Origin of the sequence: Micromonospora sp. NPDC048835 (assembly GCF_040649995.1) — a bacterium.
Taxonomy (GTDB): Bacteria; Actinomycetota; Actinomycetes; order Mycobacteriales; family Micromonosporaceae; genus Micromonospora.
The window spans coordinates 158371-177212 of the sequence record NZ_JBEZGM010000005.1 but is presented as its reverse complement, the minus strand read 5'-3'; the positions used below and the strand labels follow the sequence as shown (position 1 = coordinate 177212).

The following is an 18842-nucleotide window of genomic DNA, read 5'->3' as shown; positions in this document are numbered from 1 at the left end:
TCAGCTCTCCTCTCCGAGCCGAAGCACCTCTCCGAGGCGCAACCGGCGGTTGTTCAGGGCCTCGACGGCGACCGCGAAGCCGAGGGCGACCGCCCCGAGCGCGAGCACCGCGACGACCAGGCTGGGTTCGAAAGCCACCCGGACCGGGACACCACCGGTGAACGCGGACAGGCCGAGCACCGGGTTGAGCAGCAGGGGCAACACCGCACCGACGAGTGCGCCGGTCAGCACCGACACCGCGACGAGCGGGGTCAGCTCGACCAGCAGCAGCCCTCGCCACTGCCTCCGGGACAGGCCGAGGGTACGCAGCCGGGACAGCACCTGACCCCGGGCGCGCGCTCCGGCCAGCACGGTGAACGCGATGGCCAACAGCCCGAGCACGGTGCCGCCGACGGCCCCGGCCACGAAGCCGAAGGCCAGCACCCCGTTCGCGCCGCCCTCGCCAAGCCCTCGGCGTACGTCCGCCCGGGTCTCGACGGTGACCCCGGTCATCCGTTCCTTACCGGTGACCGCGCCGGCCTGTTGGTAACGCTCCTGCCCCTGGTCGCCGGCGACCCGCAGCGCCTCCGCGTCGAGCGAGTCGCCGGCGAGCAGGAGGCTCGTCGGCGCGGGCGTGGTGTTTCGCTGCGGCAGGGCCTGCCAGGGCAGGATCACGAACCGGCGGGCGTTCTCCGCGAGCAGCGGGAAGCGGTCCTGGGTGCCGGCCACCCGGAACTCGTACCGCTGGCCCTGCACGGAGATGAACGCGGAGTCCTCCAGCCCGGCCTTCGTCAGGTCGGCGGCGACCGCCGGTGAGACGACTGCCGGCAGCGGCCCCGGGCCGGGTCGGGCGGTGCGCAGCGCGGCCGGCACCGGCACGTCCACGTGGGATTCGCGGGCCACCCTGTCCCACCCCGAGCCGTCGACCAGCAGCACGTCCGTCTGCCCGGCCCGGGCGTCGGTGCCGATCTCGTCGACGGCCAGCCGCTCGTCGGCCTCGAAGAGCACCCGTGTGACGGCCGAGACCCCCGGCAGGCGGCCCAGCTCGTCGATGGTGTCGGGCGCGAAGCGCTCCCCGCGGATCACCGCGTCGGCGGGCACGATCTGCGCGGCGGCCCGCCCCCGGCTCGCGTCGACGCCGGCGGCCACGACCGCGCAGAACGCCGCGGTGCCGATCGCCAGCACCACCACGACCAGCGGGGCGGCCACCGCGGCACGGCCGGCGCGGGCCGTGCCGAGGAAGGCCACGCTGCCCCGGGTCCGCGCGGCAAGCCGACTGACAAGCAACAACGGCCAGGGGTACGCCCGCAGCGCCAGCACCGCCGCCGCGACCGCCAGCAGCACCGGCACCGAGACGAGCAGTGGGTCCACCTCGCCGAGGGTCAGGCCACGCCGGCGCAGCAGCACCGCGGCGAACCCCGCCAGGAGCAGCAGGGAGACCTCGGCGGTGAGCCGACGGGCCGACGGGCGTACCCGGACGAGGTCGCGACGCGCCGCCGCGCCGGCCGGTACGGCAAGCGTCGCCACCGGCAGCGCGAGGGTGACGAGCACGGTCGCCACCACGAGGTACGGCGTGGTCGGGTCCGGGGCACCGGGGAACAGGGTGCCCAGCCACCAGCCCAGCACGGCAGCGATCGGGACCACCAGCACCGACTCGGCGAGGCTCCGCCGGGCACCGGCGGTGGCCCCGCCTCCACGGGCGCGCAGCAGCGCGAACTCGGACCGCCGCCGTCGGATGGCGGAGTTCGCCGCGAGCACGATGAGCCCGGCCAGGGTGGCCAGTACGCCGGCCGCGATCACCGCGAGCAGGGTTCGCACGGCGTCGATCTGGGCGGCGAACGCCCGCAACGGGACGTCGACGCCCTGGGTCAGGGTTAGCCCCGCCGGCTGGGTGCGCTGCATCACCTGCAGGCCGTCGATCAGGTGGTCCAGCTCGCGTGCGTCGACCCGGTCGACGCCCAGCCGGTACCGCCAGGTGGACTGGATCGGCCAGCCCTCCACGGCGCGCTTGTTGAGGGCCGACTGGGCGACCACGCCGAACATGATGAACGGCATGCCGTCCCCGGGTGGTTCGATGATCTGCAGCAGTTGTGGCAGCCCGTCCCAGATGCCGTTCGTACGGTCGACGGGGCGGAACAGCCCGGACACCACGAGCGGGACGCCGTTGACGACCCTGCCCGTGTCGTCGGCCCTGCCGATGCGCAGTGCGCTGCCGGCGCGCAGGTTGAGCTTGCGGGCCACGTCGACGTCGAGCGCCACCTCGATCGGTCGGTCGGGAACGTACGTCTCGCTCGGCCACGCCCCGTCGACGAGGGTGCTGTTGCTCTGGATGTCGGGCACCGCTCGCAGGCCGAGGTCGACAAGCAGGTTGCGGGCCGCCAGGTCCGGTCCGACCACGCGGGTCTCGGCGGTCTCGACGGTGTACCACCGCTCGGTCACCGCCGCGCGCACCTGCGGCGGCATCTCCGCGGACAGGGCCTCGAACCGTTCGGCGGCGTCGCCCATCGCCGTCCGTCGCCCCGTGGCCTCCTGCGGGCTCGTCGTGTACGTGAGGTCCCGGCGGGCGTCCAGTTCGCTGCTGAGCTGCGTCCGTAGCCCCTCTTCGGCGAGCCGGTTGACCAGTCGGGGCACTCCGCTGATCAGCAGTGTGACCACCAGGGTCAGCACCGCCAGCAGCAGGAACTGCCCCCCGTACGCCCGGACCCGCCGGACGGCTGCCCCGACGCTCATCGCTCTCCCCCGATTCGCAGCTGAACCGCCGCCACCCGTTGACGGATGCCTGCGGCGATGAACGCGCTGAAGGCGAGCGCCGCCAACAGCAGACCGACCGCGGTCAGGCCGATCGGCACCCAGGGCAGCGCGAACGCCGCCGGGGGTATCGGCCGGTCGGCGGCCGGGGTGAGGACGACGAGTGGGGCCATCGTCGCGCCGACTCCCGCGCCGAGGAGCAGCCCCACGCCCACGCCGACGCCGGCCAGGAACGTCTGTTCGGCAAGCAGCGCCCGGGCCATCAACCGAGGTGTGGCACCGAGGGTGTGTAGGACCGCGAACTCGCCGAGCCGACGCCGGGCGGTGGCCCACACGTCGACCATCAGGCCGACGAGGGCCAGCAGCACCGCACCGAGGGCGGCGGCGAGCATTCCGGTACGCGAACCCTGCCAGTACGGGTCCTCGGCGGCTGCCGTGATCACCGCTTCCCGGTTGAGCACGGTGACGCCGGGCAGCTCGGCTGCCGCCCGGGAGGCGGCCGTCGCGTCGGCGGCATCGACCCACCACTCCGGCACCGGGCGGATCGTCCCGCCGGCACCGATCAGCGCGTCGACCGCGGCCGGCAGGTCGAGCAGCACGCCCTCGCCGGTCGTGGTCGGCACGGAGTCCAGTTCACCGACCAGGTGGGCCCGCAGCGTCACCCCGGAGAGCGGCAGCTCGACGGTGTCGCCGAGGCGCAGGCTCAACGCGTCCCGTACCCAGGGGGTCATCAGCACCGGGACGGCGGGGGGAGGTGCGCCCGCCACTCCCGGCACGACGACGAACCGGCTCGACGGTTGATCCCGCCGTTCCCACTCGTCGACAAGCTCGACGGGGCGGTTGGCGACGAGACCGCTGCCGTTCGCTCGCGCCAACGTGCGCGGTCCACCGGGCCAGGTCACCGTCCAGTCGCCGGTCAGCTCGGCCGGCCGGGCCGTGCCGGCCGCGTCGACAAGTGTCAGCCCGTCCACCTGGAGGGGGTACGAGATGCCGCCCGCGGGCCCGGCGTCGGCTTCGAAGCCGGCCAGCCGCAGCGGCGCTCCACCCACGTTCGGGAGCTTGACGCTGAATCGGGTGGCCTGCCCGCTGCTCGGCGCGTCGGCCGCGGGCAGCCGGAACGCGAGGCCGTCGGTCGTGGTGAACAGCAGCGCCACCTCGATCGTGTGTGGCTCGGTGGCCTCCGCCACCGGCGTTCGGACGGTGCCGGTGACCGCCTGGGTGCCCGCCGGCACCTCGACTCCACCGATGGCGCCACGGGTCCGGAGCATGCGCTGGTACTGCTCCGACACCGGCTCGTCGCTGAGACGGTCGGTGAGCCGCACGACTCCCGGAGCGCTGGCCGGGTCGATTCCGATCACGGTCACCGGCAGGTCCTCCCGGCCGACCCGGATCTCGTCCCGCCAGGCGGGCAACGCCCGGTTCACGCTCGGCAGCGCGGCGAGTTCGTCAGCCCGGGTCGGCGGGGCGGCCCCGGCTCGTTCGGTGACCCGCAGGTCGGCGCCGACCGTGTGGCTCGCCTGCTCGACCTGGGACCGCTCCCCGGTGCTGATCAGCGACCAGGCCAGGGTGCTGCCGCCGACGGCGAGGGCGAGCAGCAGGACCGGGCCGGCGTGCGGACGCCGACCGGCCTGCCACATGCCGAACATGGTGGCGGTCCAGGGCCGCCGGTCGACGAACCGCTCGGCGAACCGGGTGAGCGGCGGGAGCACCCGCAGCGCCAGCACGGCACCGGCCAGCACGCCGAGCGTGGGGGCGGCGACCAGCAGCGGGTCGAGCCCGAGCCGACCGCCCGAGCCGGCCAGCGGGGAGGCGTACCGGCGCAGCTGCACCCAGGCGAGCACGGCGAGTGCCACGAGCATCAGGTCGAGGCTCGCGCGTTGGACGCTCGCCGCCCGGTTCGGCCGGGATCGGGCCGCCATGTCGGCGACGTACGTGCCGGCGCCGCGCAGCGTCGGAAGCACCATGGCGACGAGGCAGCCGGCGGCGGTGGCCGCTGCCGCCGCCCAGAGCAGTGTGGTGTTGCCGCCGGCGGTGGTGAGGTCGGCGCTCCCGCCCGGTCGCACGTACCGCAGGGCCTCGCCGGCGATCAGCGGACCGAGCACGGCCGCCGGGGCGACCACCAGGGTCGCCTCCCGGGCTGCCAGGCCGGCCAACTGTCGACGGGCGGCACCGCGGGCACGCAGCAGCGCGGTCTGTGGTCGGCGGTCCTCGTGCAGCAGCGCGGCGACGAGCACCAGCGCGTACCCGCCGAGCACCACGATGAGCAGCAACGGGGTCGCCAGTGAGGAGCGACCCACCAGGTCGGCGCGGGCGATCCGGTCCAGCAGCCGTTCCATCTTCGTCACGGCCTGCCCGGAGCTGCCCAGTTGGGCAGCCTCGGGCACTGCCGTCACCGCCTCGGTGAGGGCTTTCCGCACGGCGGGCAGGTCGGCGGTGTCGACACTGCCGAGGTCCGGTTGGGCCAGCCAGGACGCCGAGACCGAGCCCGGGAAGGTGGCCGCGAAGTCGGCTGGGTCGAGCGTGAACGGCCCGTACGAGGTGCCGGAGCCAGCGCTGCCCGCCCCCACGCCGGGTGCCAGCAGCCAGTACGCGTCGGTCGGGTCGCGGGGCCTCCAGGTGCCGGCGAGCACCAACTCCCCGCGTCGTTCGGTGGCCCGGTCGCGCACCGGCACGCGGTCGCCGACGGTGAGGCCCAGTGCTCCGGCGACCCGCTCGGGCAGGCTGACCTGGACCGGGTTCGCCCCGGGGCTGGGCCAGGCTCCGCTGGTCAGCTCCGAATGGCTGGCGAGGTCGTCGAGCGTGGCCAGATTCGCGAAGACCGGCTCGTCGCCGGTACGCGGAATCTGCCCGAGGTCGCCGGTCAGCTCCCGGCCGGTGCCGTACCGCGCGGCGGTGACACCGACCGGGACGCCGCCGAGCCCGCTGGCCAGCTCGGCTCGGACCGCCTTGTCCCGGGTCACGTACTCGTCCGCGTTCCGCCCACCGGAGCCACTGACCAGAAGGCCGCGCTCCTCGGCGGGTGAGGCGGCGACCAGGGCGCGCTGCCCGGCGTCCACCGCCCGACGGTTGTAGTCGGACAGCCCGGTGACCAACGCGACAGCGACGAGGGCAGCGATCACCGCCGCGACCAGCAACCCTCGCGCCTCGCGGGCCCGCCTCCACACCAGCTTCATCCGACGCCTCCCCTGGCCCTGGCGGGCCGACGACCATCAAGACAGGCCACCTACCGGGAAAGGTTCGCGCCCGTTACATGATCGTTACTACGGAGGGAGTCGGACGGAGCGAGACGGTCAGTGACGGCCTCGACGGTTGCGGATGCCGAACACCACCGCGCAGAGCACCAGCATGACGCCGATGAGCTGCAACCCCGGGGAGTCGTCGGCCCCGCCGAGCACGACGACCGTGATGCCGAGCGCCACCGCGAGGATCACGCCGATGATCAGGACGTACCTCACGGGGTCTCCTCCTCCACCCATTCGAGCAGGTCTCCGGGCTGGCAGTCGAGCACCCGGCACATCGCTTCGAGGGTGCTGAAGCGGACGGCCTTGGCGCGACCGTTCTTCAGCACCGCCACGTTGGCGGGGGTGAGGCCGACGCGCTCGGCGAACTCTCCGACGCTCATCTTGCGCTTGGCCAACTCCACGTCGATGCGGACGACGATGGGCATCAGATCACCGCTTCCATGTCGGTGCGCAGCGTGGTGGCCTGCCGCAGCAGCGCCCGCATCACCACCATGAGGAGCCCCAGCACGGTGACGCCCACCGTCAGCAGGAACAGCAGCAGCGGCAGGCCGGGGTCGTCCGCGTTGAACCCCACGAAGAGGAAGACGCCCACGAGCACCACCCAGGCGGCGGCGATGGCCCAGACGATCGCGTCCACCCACTTCAGGGACGCCTCGGTGAAGATGCGGTCGCTCTTGACCAGGCTGAGCAGCTTCCAGGTCGCGACGATGACGACCTGGACGCACAGCACCCAGAACACCGTCACGATCGTGGCCGGCCAGCGAAGGTACGCGTCCTGCGGGGACTCCTGGGCCATGTACGCGAACTGCCCGGGCAGCGAGAGGGTCTGGAACACGACCAGGACCCCGAACAACACCACGAGAAAGACTCGGAGAGCGGCAACCGCTCGATGCTCTGTCACCATGCATCGAGTTTCGCTCGTTACCTATCGAAAGTCAATCGGTTGCCGGGCGGCCGGTCCGCGGGTGCCCCAGCCGGGGTGCGGACACTCACGGCAGCGTCGGCCTCGCCTTCTGCGGGTGGAACGTCTCGTGACGGGCCAGCATGGCCACGAATTCGCTGACCTTGCGTTCGCGGGTCTCCGCGCGTTTGACGACATTGAGACGGTGGATGAAGGCGAACCTGTTGGTCTTGGTCAGCACGTCGAACATGGCCTGGGCGGCCGGCTCGGCGGCGATGGCGGCGAGGAGGTCGGCCGGCACCTCCGCCTCCGACGGCGGGGCGTAGGCGGCCAACCACCGCCCGTCCGCCTTCGCGGCCTCCACCGCGGCGCGACCCGCCGGCAGCATCCGCCCCTGCTCCTCGAGCCGGGCCACGTGACCGACGTTGCGTTGGGACCACACGCTGCGGGGTCGCCGTGGCGTGAACCGGATCCAGGACGACTCGTCGTCCCGCTTACGTGCCTGCCCGTCGATCCAGCCGACGCAGAGCGCCTCGTCGACCGCCTGCTGCCAGGTCAGCGTCGTGACCGTGCCGCCCTTTCTGGTCAGGGCGAGCCAGACGCCTGGCGACGTGGCATGGTTGGCCAGCAGCCACGCGCGCAGGGCCTCGGCGTCCGCGACGATCAACTCGGCCAGCTCGGCGCTCGTCATGCCGGCAGGCTATCCCCCGGGTCCGACAGCCGGCGGCGGCCGTCTAGGCGCGCGACCTCCGGCCCGGGTCGTTGATCTGACGCCGGAAGACGAGGTACGCGCCCAGGTTCAGCAACAGCATCAGCCCACCGATCACCGCGGCCAGGAGCCCCACGTCGAGGCTCGGCAGTGCCACGAACGTCAGCGCGGCGAGCACGATGGCGAAGATGTTGAGGAAGGTGAAGGCCAGCACCAGCTCGTTGAGCAGACGGGACCGCCGGTCCTGGAGGCGGCCGACCAGTTGCTGGTGCAACGTTCGGACGAAGTCGAGGCGCTCGTCAAGCGTGGTGAGGACGAGTCGGAACTTCCACTGCTGCTCCAACGCGTTCCAGACCGTGCCGCCGGCCGCGTCGAGGTGCGCCTCGACCGACGAGTACCCGAGCCGGAACAGGCGAATGCGGTGGTAGCCACTGAGGATCCGCTTGGCCTGCTCTTCGAGGGCGCTCATCGAGACGTTGGCGCGCCCCGGGTCGATCTGGGACAGCTCCGCCGAGAGCACCGCGTCGTAGCGCAGCGCCGCAGCCCAGCAGACGTGGTGCACCCCGGTCAGGCGCGACATCAGCAGGGCCGGACGGGACCCGAAGTCACTGACCACCGCTGTGGTGTGTGAGCCGACCCGCAACACACCGTCCCGGGCCCCGTCGGGGGTGCAGTCCACACCGTCCGGGGTCAACTCCTCGGCGATGGCGCGCCGCCGTGCCGGATCGCAGTCCGGGTCGACCTGGACCGCGAAGGTGGTGTTGGCCCAGAGCACGAACACCTCGTCCGCACCGACCGGCGCCGGAAGGGTGGCACGGAGAAACCGGGTCACCGCGGGCAGCATCCGCTGCACCGGCGGGGCTACTTCGCCGACCACGTCCGCGTCACCGCTGAGGATGCCGTCCGGCAGTTGGTAGGTGACGCACAGCAGGGCACAGTCGACGTTCCAGAGGCTGACCCGGGCCGAGACCACCTGCCACGCGCCAGAGGCCGTGGTGGGCACGAGCGTGGTCTCGATCTCCGCCCCTGCTCTCCGCAGGATCTCCTGGCCGCCGCTGATCTCCATGGTCGGCCGGGGCATGCTGCCCAGCAGCTCGTCGAGCAGCCTCTGGCCATAGGGCTGAAGGGCAAGGTCGGCCAGGCCGTCGGTCACCATCCACTGTGGAGGCAAGTCGCTTCGGGAGCCGGCCGCGACCGAGAGCTGACAAGGGAAGTAGGCGACCACGCGTATCGACCTGACGTCCTTCACCATCAGCGACCTCTCCCCGATCAACCCATTGCAGGGTATCCAGGACGTCAACGGTCGATGTCGACCCAGCGGCCCGCATCGGCGGGACACCGTGGCCGTCGGCTGCTCCATATGATCACCGGCACGGCGGCCCGAGGCAGCAGGTTTGCCACGCAATCAGGCACGGGAAAGGGCGCGGCGTTGCCACGCGCCCCAACGGGGGAGGTACGAGTGAGGCACGCAGTGAAGGTGTTCACCGCTGCCGCGGTGCTCGCGGCGACGGTTGCGGTGCCGGCGACGCCGGCCGCGGCGGCCGGTACGGGTTGGTGGTCGATGTCCGGCTACCTGGTCAGCAACAGCGCGTTCAATCCCAACGAGACGAGCGTGACGGTTCCGACCGTTCCGAACCTCAAGCTCAAGCACACCGGCACCCCGGCCCGGACCGGCCAGCGCGCGCCTGTCGTCGCCGACGGGCTGGTGTACGCGCTTGACGACAGCGGTGTCACTGCCACGGACGAGGTGACCGGCGCGCAGAAGTGGCGCTACGAGCTGGACACCACGAGGTTCGCGGCACCCACGGAGCTCGTCCACACGGCCGGTCAGCTCGTCTTCGCAGCCATCGCCGGGCACCAGCCCGGCGGTGATTCCTCACAGGTCTTCGTGCTCGACGCCCCGACCGGCGCTCTGGTCCGGCAATTCCATGACGAGGGCGTGGCCGCGCAGATCCTCGTCGACCGGGGCGTCATCGTGGTCTCCGGTGTGGGCCGCTACTCCTACGACACACGCGCCTACCGCCTCGCCGACGGGCAACCGCTCTGGCAGCAGAGCTTGCCCATGGATCAGCCGGTTTCGGCGAACGGCCGCGTCCTCCTCTCCGGATACCCCGGGAATGCCGGTCCCCTGACGAGCACCGTTGTCGACATCAGCACCGGCGCCCCCATCAACACGGTGGCGTACCGCGACTACCGCCCGCTCGCGACGGACGAGACGGGGACCAGGTTCTACGTCGGGTGGGGGCACAGCCTGCAGGTCCTCGATGCGACGACCGGCACCCTGACCTGGCTCGCGTCGAACCTGAACCCGAACTTCGTGGTGGTCAGCCCGAGCCGGCTGTACCTCACCTCCTCCTCCGGCACTGTCTACGCGTTGAACCGCGGCACCGGCGCCATCATCTGGAGCAGGAGCATTCCGGGGAGCGAGCACCAGCGGGCGATCATCGCCGGTGGCGTCCTGTACGTCACGGCCAAGGGCAACCGGGTGCACACCCTGAACCCGGTCGACGGCGCCCCGCTGAACGCGCCCGCGTTCACCGGCGCGACCGACCAGCTCGTGGTCACCTACGGCCGGGTGTACGTCACCGACGGCACGAAGCTGACCGTGTACGGCCTCTGACCGTGTACGGCCTCTGACCGAGCGGCGTTCCCACGGCGGTTGACCGGATTCACGGTCAACCGCCGTCGCTCTGCCCGCCGGGCCGCTGGGCCGCTGGGCCGCTGGGCCGCTGGGCCGCTGGGCCGCTGGGCCGCTGGGCCGCTGGGCCGCTGGGCCGCTGGGCCGCTGGGCCGCTGGGGCAGTTTGTGACACGGGCCGGGCCTGGGTGGCTACGTTCGTCGGTGGTAGTGGTTGCGGCGTGGGAGTTGGTCGGGGTCGAGCCACGCAGGCGGCACGAACTCCGGGTGCCCGTCGTCACCGAGGCGGACGGCCCAGTCGGTCTGGTGGATGTGCCGGTGGTGGTGGCCGCAGAGCAGCACGGCGTTGTCGAGGCTCGTCGGGCCGCCGTCGGCCCAGTGCCGGAGGTGGTGGGCGGCGCACCAGCGTGGTGGCCGGTCGCACCCGGGGAACGCGCAGCCTCCGTCGCGCAGCACGAGCGCCCGACGCAGAGCGCCGGTGACGAGGCGGCGTTGTCGGCCCACGTCGAGCACCTGACCGGCACCGCCGAGCACGGCGGGCAGGATGGCCGCGTCGCAGGCGAGCCGGCGCACGGTGCTCGGGGTGAGCCGCAGGCCGATGTCCAGGGTGCCGGCGCCCAACTGCCGCGTCAGCCGGTCGTAGTCGGTGGTGACGACGAGTTGCGCCGGGTCGCCGCCGTTCTCGGGCAGGTCGCCGGTGCGCAGCGCGAGCCGGCACACGTCAGCGAGGGCGTCGTGGCGACGTTGCCCGGCGCAGCGGGTGTCGTCGGGCCCGGCGGGCGCGCTGAGCGGGTCGATCACGGCCCGCAACAGTGCTGCGGCCTCCGCGTCGAGGGTGCCGCTGAGCCGGAGCCGGCCGCCGGACTGCTCGGAGATGGTGACGTGCCGGTCGCGGGCAGCCCGGGCGGCGTCGGCCTCCAGGGCTGCCGCAGCGGCGGCGTCGGCAAGCTCGGGCGCGACGTGGTCGAGAATGCGGGCGCCCAACCGACGCAGCAGGGTGGGGTCGAACTGCCCGGCCCACTCGACGAGCACGCCGACGGCCTTGCCGGCCACCTCGGCACCGGCCGAGGCCGACACCGTTGCGGCCGTGTCGGCGATGACCCGGGCCTGCTCAAGGCTGACCGCCCCGCTCGCCAGCGCCTCGCGCACAGCGGGTGGGGCCACGTCGAGCGAGGCGGCGAGGCCGACCAGCCGACGGGCGGCAGAGACATCGAGTCGCAGGCGATGACGCAACCACACGGCCGTCGACGACGCACCCTGCGCCACCGCGGTGCCCCGACCGTCCAACTCGCGGACCACTGCCACCTGCACGGCCGCCAGCCGCTGCTGCAACCGGTGCGTGGCGTCGAGCACCGCCGTCAGGTCATGCTCCGAGAGGGCCCAGGCCGGGGCGTCGGCGCAGGCCGCCACCGCACTCTCTGCCCGCGCCAACTCATCGATCACAAACAAATCTTAGAACAGGTGTACGACAAAAAAGCGCCTGCGCGAAGCGCAGCGGGGCAGCCAGTCAGGCTCGGTCAGCCCTCCGCCAACTCCGGGCGGTAGTCCCGGATCCAGGCCACCACGTCAGACCTCCGCCAGACCTTGCCCATGGCGAGCACGGCGACCGGCTCGGGGAAGTTCCGCTGATTGGCGATCACGGACGCGCGCTGCCGGGACACATTACCCAGCATCTCCCGAATCTCCGACACACCAACGAGGTCCACACATCGACGATGACAGTGGCACAGTCGCTAGACTGCGACAACTACGCAGACTGTTGACACAAGCAATAGCTGAGGCCACGATTGGCGTATGACCACGCCGAATTCCCGTCACTGCCCTCAGCCACTTGAAGCCCTGCACCCGGTGCATCAGCACCTGCCGCGGCGGCCCACGTGGCTCTGCCGGGTGTGCGCCGCCGCCTGGCCGTGCCCGCTCGCGCGGATGTTGCTACGGGTGCAGTACGGGAAGGATCGGGTGGGGTTGTCGATCTACCTGGCCAGCCAGCTCTTCGAGGCGACAGCCGACCTGCTCACGCTCAACCCCGAACCGGGGCCCGACCCACGGGAGCTGTTCGAGAGGTTCCTCGCCTGGACAGCCCCGCCGCCCCCCTGAGGCAGGGCGCCGATCACGAGCCGTCGGGGGTGCGCTTGGCGCGACTGGGCTGCACCCGCTTGGGTTCGCCGGGCATTTTCGGGTGGTCCGGTGGGTACGGCAGGTCGCCCTGGCCGGCGGCGGCGTCGCGCTCGGCCCACTCCAGCAGCGGGGTGATGTCCCACGGTGTGTCGTCGATGCCGGCGTGCGGATCACCCTGCTCGGCGAGCCGGGCCGGCACGGTACGCAGGTCGAAGTCGTCCGGGTCGACGTCGGGTAGCTCCGCCCAGGTGACCGGGGTCGAGACGGTGGCCCGCGCGTTGGCCCGCAGCGAGTACGCGCAGGCGATCGTGCGGTCGCGCGCCATCTGGTTGAAGTCGACGAAGACCCGGCTGCCGCGCTCCTCCTTCCACCAGGCGGTGGTGACCAGATCGGGGTTGCGGCGTTCCACCTCCCGGGCCAGCGCGATGGTGGCCCGGCGCACCTCGGTGAACGTCCAGCGGGGTTGGATGCGCAGGTAGACGTGCACGCCCCGGCCGCCGGAGGTCTTCGGCCAGCCGGTCGCGCCCAGCTCGTCCAGAAGCGCGTGCAGCTCGCCGGCGGCCCGCGCGGCGTCGGCGAAGTCGGTGCCGGGCTGCGGGTCCAGGTCGATGCGCAGCTCGTCGGGGCGGTCGACGTCGGCGGCCCGGACGGGCCACGGGTGGAAGACGATGGTGCCCATCTGCGCCGCCCAGGCCACGTGCGCCAGGTCGGCGGGGCACAGTTCCGCCGCGTTGCGACCGCTCGGGAAGGTGATCTGCGCCGTCGTCACCCAGGGCGGCACCCCCCGGGTGGGCACCCGCTTCTGGAAGAACGCCTCGCCCTCGACGCCGTCGGGGAAGCGTTGCAGCGTGGTGGGCCGGTCCCGCAGTGCGCGCATGATCCCGTCGCCGACCGCGAGGTAGTAGTGGAAGACGTCCGCCTTGGTGAACCCCCGCTGCGGGAAGATCACCCGGTCCGGACTGCTCAGCCGGACTGTGTGCCCGGCCACCTCGACCTCGGCGGCCGCTGCCTTGGTGCCACCCATCCCGCGACCTTATGCCACGCCCCCGACGTTCGACGTACCGTTGACGGGTGAGTCTTGACGACAAAGAGCTGCCGAAGACCGACGACGAGTGGCGGGTCCGACTGACCCCCGAGGAGTTCCACGTCCTGCGGGAGGCCGGCACCGAACGCCCGTGGACCGGCGAGTACGTGGACACGAAGACCCAGGGGGTCTACCACTGTCGCGCCTGCGGGTTGGAGCTGTTCTCCAGCGACACCAAGTTCGACTCGCACTGCGGTTGGCCGAGCTTCGACGACGCCATCCCGGGCCGGGTCAAGGAGATCGAGGACCGCACCCTCGGCATGGCTCGTACGGAGATCCGCTGCGCCCGCTGCGACAGTCACCTCGGGCACGTCTTCCACGGCGAGGGTTTCACCCCGAAGGACACCCGGCACTGCGTCAACTCGGTCTCCATCAAGCTGGAACCCCGCTGATCGAAGGGCTGCTCAGGGCGTACCCCTGAGCATGTCGACCTCGGCGGTCCGGGACTGCTCGATCCGCCGGGCCAGGTCGCGGACCCGCTCGTCGCGGCCGACGCCGACCTGGGATCGGGCCAGGTCGGCGGCGGCTCGCTGGTGGTCGGCGAGCACCTCGCGCAGCACGCGGTCGACGTCCGCGTCCGGCGCGGCCCGTAGCCGGTCGAGCGCGGCGTCGTCGCCGTGGCCGTGGTGGTGGGCGGCGGCGCTGGCGCCCGGCCCGGTGGTGGGCAACCAGCCGCGCATGGCGGCCAGTTCGTCTGTCTCGGTCGCCTCGATCGCGGCGGCCAGGGTGCGCAGCGCCTCGTCGCGCAGCCGGTTACGGGCCAGTTGGACGATCTGCAGGGTGCGTTCGCTGTGCCCGGCCATGGTGCTGAGGAACACCACGTCGATCCCGCTCATCGCGCCGCCGTCGGGCGACGGCCCGGTCGCCGCGGACCCGGCCACCGCCGAGCCGGCCGGGGACGCGGGGGCCGGCTGCGGCCGGGCCGACGGGCTCGACGTGGGTGGTCCGGCGCAGGCCCCGGTGAGCAGCAGAGCGGCGACGAGGAACACCAGAGGGGTACGACGGGGCATGCCTGTTGCTCCGTTCACGCGAGAGCGGCGACACGGGTGCGGCCTGGCGGCCGCACCCGCGCGGTCAGACCTGCTGCCAGAGCGCCGGTACGTTCGGCGGCTCCCAGCCCGGGATGGCGGTGTGCGCCTGCCGGCAGCGGTACGTCGCACCGCCGTAGGTGACCTGGTCGCCGACCTGGTACGCCCGGCCCGACGCCCACGTGCCGCCCTGGGCGGGCGGGGTGGTCGGCGTGGGGGTCGGGGTGGGCCGCGGGGTGGCGGTCGGGGTCGGCGTCGGGGTCGGGTTCGACCCGCCGCCGCCGATCTGCACGTCGATGCAGGAGTAGAAGGCGTTCGCCGTGTCGGAGATGTTCCACACTGCGAGGATCTTCTGCCGGCCGGAGAAGCCGCCGAGGTTGACGGTGTGCGAGACGGTCGCGCCCGGCTGCTGGCCGTTGCCGTTGACCACGCCGACCCGGGTGTTGCCGATCCAGTACTCCCAGTTGCTGGTGGCGTGCCTGGCGGTGTTCACCCAGGTGAAGGTCAGCGAGCTGCCCACCGAGGTGGCCGGCCAGCCCCGACTGTCGTCGTTGAGCACGGCGAACTGGGAGATGCCGGCATGGCAGCTGCGCAGGCCCTTCGGCCCCTCGACGCTCTGCGGCTCGTACCTGATCTGCCCGCAGTCGGGCACCCGGCCCTGCGCACAGAGCGCCTGGCGACTCGGTGGGGCGGAGACGTAGCCGTGCGCCTGCGCGGGGGCGGCGACGGTGAGGGTGGCGGCGACAGCGCCCGCCGCCACCAGCGGGACGGTGATTCTTCGACGCATCGGGGCAGCTCCTTTGCCAGGTCCGGTGAGGTGCCCCCAAAGTAAGTTAAACATTGTTAACAGTAAAGACTCCCATCGATAAATCCATCGATGTCGACAGTTTTCTTCTTCGCCGAGGCCGGAGCAGGTCCGGGGTCGCGCGCCGGTCCACCCGACTGAGCGGGCAACACGCCGACACCGACACGCCGCCGACCGGGCTCAGGCATCGACGTTCCGCCCCGCACGGCGACGGCCTGGGGGATTCTGTAGGCACTTGTCCACGTAACGGAGGTTTTCGGTGGCAACCTGCGAGGTCTGCGGCAACGACTACTGGATGGCGTTCGAGGTGCACACCGTCAGCGGCGACGTGCACACCTTCGACTCGTTCGAGTGCGCGATCCACCGGATGGCACCGATCTGCGAGCACTGCCAGGTGAAGATCGTCGGGCACGGCGTCGAGGTCAACGGCCGCTTCTTCTGCTGCGCACACTGCGCCCGCGCCGTCGAGGGCGCGGTGGGCGCCGAGATCCGCGACGCCGTCGGCGCCCGCCCGGCCTGACCGCGCCGACCACCCCGGCCGACCCCCCTGGGGTACGGTCGTCGCCATGCGACCGTTTCTGGGCGTCCTGCCCCCGCCGCGCTCCTGAACGGAGCGCCGCGCCTCTCGCCGACCGGGTGACCTGACCCCCCGCTCGGCCATCCTGTCGTACGCGCTCCGTCGACGTCGTCCCCCGTCAACGGCTCACCCTTCGGAGCGCCCCCGTGTCCACGACCCGTACCCCGTTGCCGGCCGCCTCGGCCGCCCACCACGCCACCCGTCACGCCGCCCACAGCGGCCTGCTTCAGATCACCGTCACCGGCGTGCTGTGGGGCACCACAGGCGTGGCGGTGCAACTCCTGCGCGACGGCACCGGGCTCAGCCCGGTGAGCATCGGCTTCCACCGCCTCGCCATCGCCGCGCTCGTACTGCTGGCCTGCACCGCCGGCCGGCTCCGCACGATCGTGACCGCAGTGCGGGCCGCACCCGTACCGCTGCTGCTCACCGGCGTCGGCCTCGGCCTCTACCAGGCGCTCTACTTCGCCGCCGTGGCCTGGGCCGGTGTCAGCGTGGCCACCATCGTCAGCCTGGGCGTGGCCCCGGTGCTCGCCGCGGCCTGGGAGTCGGTGCAGGCCCGCCGGCTCCCCGGCCCGCTGCGCCTCGGCACGCTTGTCGCGGCGGTGGCCGGCCTCGTCCTGATCACCGGTGCCACCGGGCAGCCCGGCGCGGCGGCGCCCGCCCCACTGCTCGGCCTGCTCGCGGCGGCCGGCTCCGGCCTCGGGTACGCGGTGACCACCCTGATCAGCCGCCAGGTCTCGCAGCGCACCACACCGATGACCCTGACCACCATCTCCACCGCGGTCGGCGCGCTGACCCTGGCGCCGTTCGCGCTCGTCGCCGGGGTCGGCCTGCCGGTGCGACTGGACACCGTGGCGCTGCTGCTGCACCTCGGCGTGGTCACCACGGCGGTCGCGTACGCGTTGTTCTACGCCGGGCTGCGCACCACCCCGGGCAGCGTCGCGGCCGTGCTGACCCTGCTCGAACCGCTCACCGCCGCCGCGCTCGCGGTGGCGCTGCTGCACGAACCGCTCCCCCTGCCGGTGATCGTCGGCGGCGTCCTGCTGCTCACCGCCGTGGCCGCCACCTACCTCGGGACGGACCGGGCGGACAACAGGTGAAACCACTCGACCTACCATCGGTGGATGCCCCAGCAGACCACCGAGATCCGGACCGCCTCCTTCGCCGACCTGAACGCCCGCACCTTCCACGACCTGCTCAAGCTGCGCATCGACGTGTTCGTGGTGGAGCAGGACTGCCCGTACCCGGAACTCGACGGTCGCGACGTCGAGCCCGGCACCCGGCACGTCTGGCTGACCGACGGCGGCGCGCCGCTGGCGTACCTGCGGATCCTGGCCGACCCGGACGGCACCGCCCGGATCGGTCGGGTGGTGGTGGCCCCGACGGCGCGCGGCGGCGGACACGCCGGCCGGCTGATGACCACGGCGCTGGAGATGGTGGGCAACCGACCCAGCGTGCTGGAGGCCCAGTCGCACCTGGTGCCGTTCTACACCCGGCACGGCTTCGCGGTCAGCGGCCCCGAGTACATCGAGGACGGCATCCCGCACACGCCGATGCGACGCGAGGCCATTGACGTCTGACGATCAGGCTGGCATGGTGCCGGGTAGAGCCATCGCGGGAGCCAGCGATCAGGCACGGGAGTGGGCACCTCCCGGTGATCCGGGTGTCGACGTCCGACCTCATCCCCCCGGGGGCTCCATGTCCACTTCCATACGATCACGGCGCGTGCTCTGGTTGTTCGCCATCGTGGCGACCACCACGCTCCTGTTGACGACCGCCCTGACCACCGTGCTGACCCGGCCCGCCTCGGCGCACGGGTCGGTCGTCGACCCGCCATCGCGCAACTACGGCTGCTGGCAGCGCTGGGGCAGCGACTTCCAGAACCCCCGGATGGCCACCGAGGACCCGATGTGCTGGCAGGCCTGGCAGGCCGACCCGTCCGCTATGTGGAACTGGAACGGGCTGTACCGCGAGGGCGTCGCGGGCAACCACCAGGCCGCCGTCCCCAACGGTCAGCTGTGCAGCGGCGGACGCACCCAGAGCCCCCGCTACAACGCGTTGGACACCATCGGCGCCTGGAAGACCACGTCGGTGGCGAACAGCTTCCGGCTCCGCTTCCTCGACCAGGCACGACACGGCGCCGACTACATCCGGGTGTACGTGACCAAGCAGGGCTTCAACGCGGCCACCCAGCCGCTCGCCTGGAGCGACCTGGAGTTGGCCGGTCAGATCGGCAACACCCCCGCCTCGCAGTGGAACCAGGACCCCGGTGGCGTCTCGATCCAGATCCCGGTCAGCGCGCCGGGACGAACCGGGCGGCACATCGTCTACACCGTCTGGCAGGCCAGCCACCTGGACCAGTCTTACTACCTGTGCAGCGACGTCGACTTCGGCGGCGGGACGAGCACCCCGCCCCCGACCACACCGCCGCCGACCACCCCGCCGCCCACCACTCCCCCACCCACCACCCCGCCCCCGACGACGCCACCGGCCGGGGCTTGCACGGCCACCTACCAGGTCACCGGGCAGTGGGCCGGTGGCTTCCAGGCCGACGTGAAGGTGACCGCCGGCGGTTCACCGACCCGCGGCTGGTCGGTGAGCTGGAACTACGGCAACGGCCAGCAGGTCACCTCGTCGTGGAACGCGACGGTCAGCACCAGTGGCACGCTGGTCACCGCCCGTAACACCAGTAACAACGGCAGCCTTGCCGCCGGAGCGAGCACCACGTTCGGTTTCCTCGGCTCGTGGAACGGCAGCAACCCGGTTCCGCTGGTCTCCTGCACGACGACCAGTTGACCCCCGTCCGGCGCCGCACCCGGGCGGGGGCGCGGCGCCGGACGGTGGGAAAGCGGTGGTGCCCGGCGATCCGTCCGGGCACCACCCCTCCATGTTCGAACCAGGGCCCCTTCAGGCGTGCCGCCTAGTCAACCCCGTCCCGCCTCGCCAACCCCGTCCCGCCCCGCCAACCCCGTCCCGCCCCGCCAACCCCGCCCCGCCCCGCCCCGCCAACCCCA

The 18842-nt window shown here is 72.4% G+C and carries 19 protein-coding genes; 7 read left to right on the top strand and 12 right to left on the bottom strand.

Going from position 1 to position 18842, the window contains the following annotated elements; translation table 11 throughout:
* The 7 genes from AB0C15_RS08755 to AB0C15_RS08725 all read right to left on the bottom strand — a co-directional run bounded on the left by AB0C15_RS08755 (position 1) and on the right by AB0C15_RS08725 (position 8735).
* Complete coding sequence (locus tag AB0C15_RS08755) at positions 1 to 2709, bottom strand: FtsX-like permease family protein (protein WP_357350170.1); 2709 nt, start codon at positions 2707 to 2709, stop codon at positions 1 to 3.
* A complete protein-coding gene (locus AB0C15_RS08750) occupies positions 2706 to 5900 on the bottom strand; it encodes an FtsX-like permease family protein (protein WP_357350168.1) in 3195 nt (1064 codons plus the stop codon). Before AB0C15_RS08750 ends, AB0C15_RS08755 begins: the two co-directional genes overlap by 4 nt.
* Before the next feature lie 117 nt (positions 5901 to 6017).
* Positions 6018 to 6182, bottom strand: a complete 165-nt coding sequence (locus tag AB0C15_RS08745; protein WP_357350166.1) for a hypothetical protein — start codon at positions 6180 to 6182, stop codon at positions 6018 to 6020.
* Positions 6179 to 6394: a helix-turn-helix transcriptional regulator gene (locus tag AB0C15_RS08740; protein WP_030336216.1), complete on the bottom strand. Its 216-nt coding sequence runs from the start codon at positions 6392 to 6394 to the stop codon at positions 6179 to 6181. Before AB0C15_RS08740 ends, AB0C15_RS08745 begins: the two co-directional genes overlap by 4 nt.
* Positions 6394 to 6873, bottom strand: coding sequence for a DUF2975 domain-containing protein (locus AB0C15_RS08735; protein ID WP_357350164.1), 480 nt, complete (start codon positions 6871 to 6873; stop codon positions 6394 to 6396). Before AB0C15_RS08735 ends, AB0C15_RS08740 begins: the two co-directional genes overlap by 1 nt.
* Positions 6874 to 6958: 85 nt before the next feature.
* The gene (locus AB0C15_RS08730) at positions 6959 to 7561 is read right to left on the bottom strand and encodes a YdeI/OmpD-associated family protein (protein WP_357350162.1); all 603 of its coding nucleotides are present in this window, start codon (positions 7559 to 7561) and stop codon (positions 6959 to 6961) included.
* 43 nt (positions 7562 to 7604) lie between these two features.
* Positions 7605 to 8735, bottom strand: coding sequence for a hypothetical protein (locus AB0C15_RS08725; RefSeq protein WP_357350160.1), 1131 nt, complete (start codon positions 8733 to 8735; stop codon positions 7605 to 7607).
* A gap of 303 nt (positions 8736 to 9038) precedes the next feature.
* On the opposite strand from AB0C15_RS08725, the gene AB0C15_RS08720 reads away from it, so the two are divergent.
* Positions 9039 to 10199 carry a PQQ-binding-like beta-propeller repeat protein gene (locus AB0C15_RS08720; protein ID WP_357350158.1) on the top strand — a complete coding sequence of 387 codons (1161 nt, stop codon included), beginning with the start codon at positions 9039 to 9041 and terminating at the stop codon, positions 10197 to 10199.
* Positions 10200 to 10408: 209 nt separating this feature from the next.
* On the opposite strand, the gene AB0C15_RS08715 is transcribed toward AB0C15_RS08720, so the two are convergent.
* Together AB0C15_RS08715 and AB0C15_RS08710 are read right to left on the bottom strand one after the other, a co-directional pair.
* Positions 10409 to 11659 carry a DUF222 domain-containing protein gene (locus tag AB0C15_RS08715; protein ID WP_357350156.1) on the bottom strand — a complete coding sequence of 417 codons (1251 nt, stop codon included), beginning with the start codon at positions 11657 to 11659 and terminating at the stop codon, positions 10409 to 10411.
* 74 nt (positions 11660 to 11733) lie between these two features.
* A complete protein-coding gene (locus AB0C15_RS08710) occupies positions 11734 to 11922 on the bottom strand; it encodes a hypothetical protein (RefSeq protein WP_357350154.1) in 189 nt (62 codons plus the stop codon).
* Between the two features lie 88 nt (positions 11923 to 12010).
* On the opposite strand from AB0C15_RS08710, the gene AB0C15_RS08705 reads away from it, so the two are divergent.
* Positions 12011 to 12313, top strand: a complete 303-nt coding sequence (locus tag AB0C15_RS08705; protein WP_357350152.1) for a hypothetical protein — start codon at positions 12011 to 12013, stop codon at positions 12311 to 12313.
* 13 nt (positions 12314 to 12326) lie between these two features.
* Here the strand turns inward: AB0C15_RS08705 and ligD are convergent, their stop codons facing one another.
* Complete coding sequence (gene ligD, locus AB0C15_RS08700; RefSeq protein WP_357350150.1) at positions 12327 to 13358, bottom strand: non-homologous end-joining DNA ligase; 1032 nt, start codon at positions 13356 to 13358, stop codon at positions 12327 to 12329.
* 47 nt (positions 13359 to 13405) lie between these two features.
* Between ligD and msrB the strand changes: the two genes are divergently transcribed.
* Positions 13406 to 13810, top strand: a complete 405-nt coding sequence (msrB, locus tag AB0C15_RS08695; protein ID WP_357350148.1) for a peptide-methionine (R)-S-oxide reductase MsrB — start codon at positions 13406 to 13408, stop codon at positions 13808 to 13810.
* Between the two features lie 12 nt (positions 13811 to 13822).
* On the opposite strand, the gene AB0C15_RS08690 is transcribed toward msrB, so the two are convergent.
* Both AB0C15_RS08690 and AB0C15_RS08685 read right to left on the bottom strand, forming a co-directional pair.
* Positions 13823 to 14428 (bottom strand): DUF305 domain-containing protein, encoded by a 606-nt coding sequence (locus AB0C15_RS08690; protein WP_357350146.1) that lies wholly within the window; start codon positions 14426 to 14428, stop codon positions 13823 to 13825.
* A gap of 64 nt (positions 14429 to 14492) precedes the next feature.
* Entirely contained in the window at positions 14493 to 15233 is a 741-nt protein-coding gene (locus AB0C15_RS08685) for a lytic polysaccharide monooxygenase (protein WP_357350144.1), read from the bottom strand.
* Positions 15234 to 15510: 277 nt separating this feature from the next.
* Between AB0C15_RS08685 and AB0C15_RS08680 the strand changes: the two genes are divergently transcribed.
* From AB0C15_RS08680 to AB0C15_RS08665, 4 genes are all read left to right on the top strand, one after another.
* Positions 15511 to 15771 carry a Prokaryotic metallothionein gene (locus tag AB0C15_RS08680; protein ID WP_124815255.1) on the top strand — a complete coding sequence of 87 codons (261 nt, stop codon included), beginning with the start codon at positions 15511 to 15513 and terminating at the stop codon, positions 15769 to 15771.
* Positions 15772 to 15974: 203 nt separating this feature from the next.
* A complete protein-coding gene (locus AB0C15_RS08675) occupies positions 15975 to 16928 on the top strand; it encodes a DMT family transporter (RefSeq protein ID WP_357350142.1) in 954 nt (317 codons plus the stop codon).
* 24 nt (positions 16929 to 16952) lie between these two features.
* Positions 16953 to 17408, top strand: a complete 456-nt coding sequence (locus tag AB0C15_RS08670) for a GNAT family N-acetyltransferase (RefSeq protein WP_357350140.1) — start codon at positions 16953 to 16955, stop codon at positions 17406 to 17408.
* A gap of 118 nt (positions 17409 to 17526) precedes the next feature.
* On the top strand, positions 17527 to 18624 hold the full coding sequence (locus AB0C15_RS08665) for a lytic polysaccharide monooxygenase (RefSeq protein ID WP_357350138.1): 1098 nt from the start codon (positions 17527 to 17529) through the stop codon (positions 18622 to 18624).
* Positions 18625 to 18842: the final 218 nt, after the last annotated feature.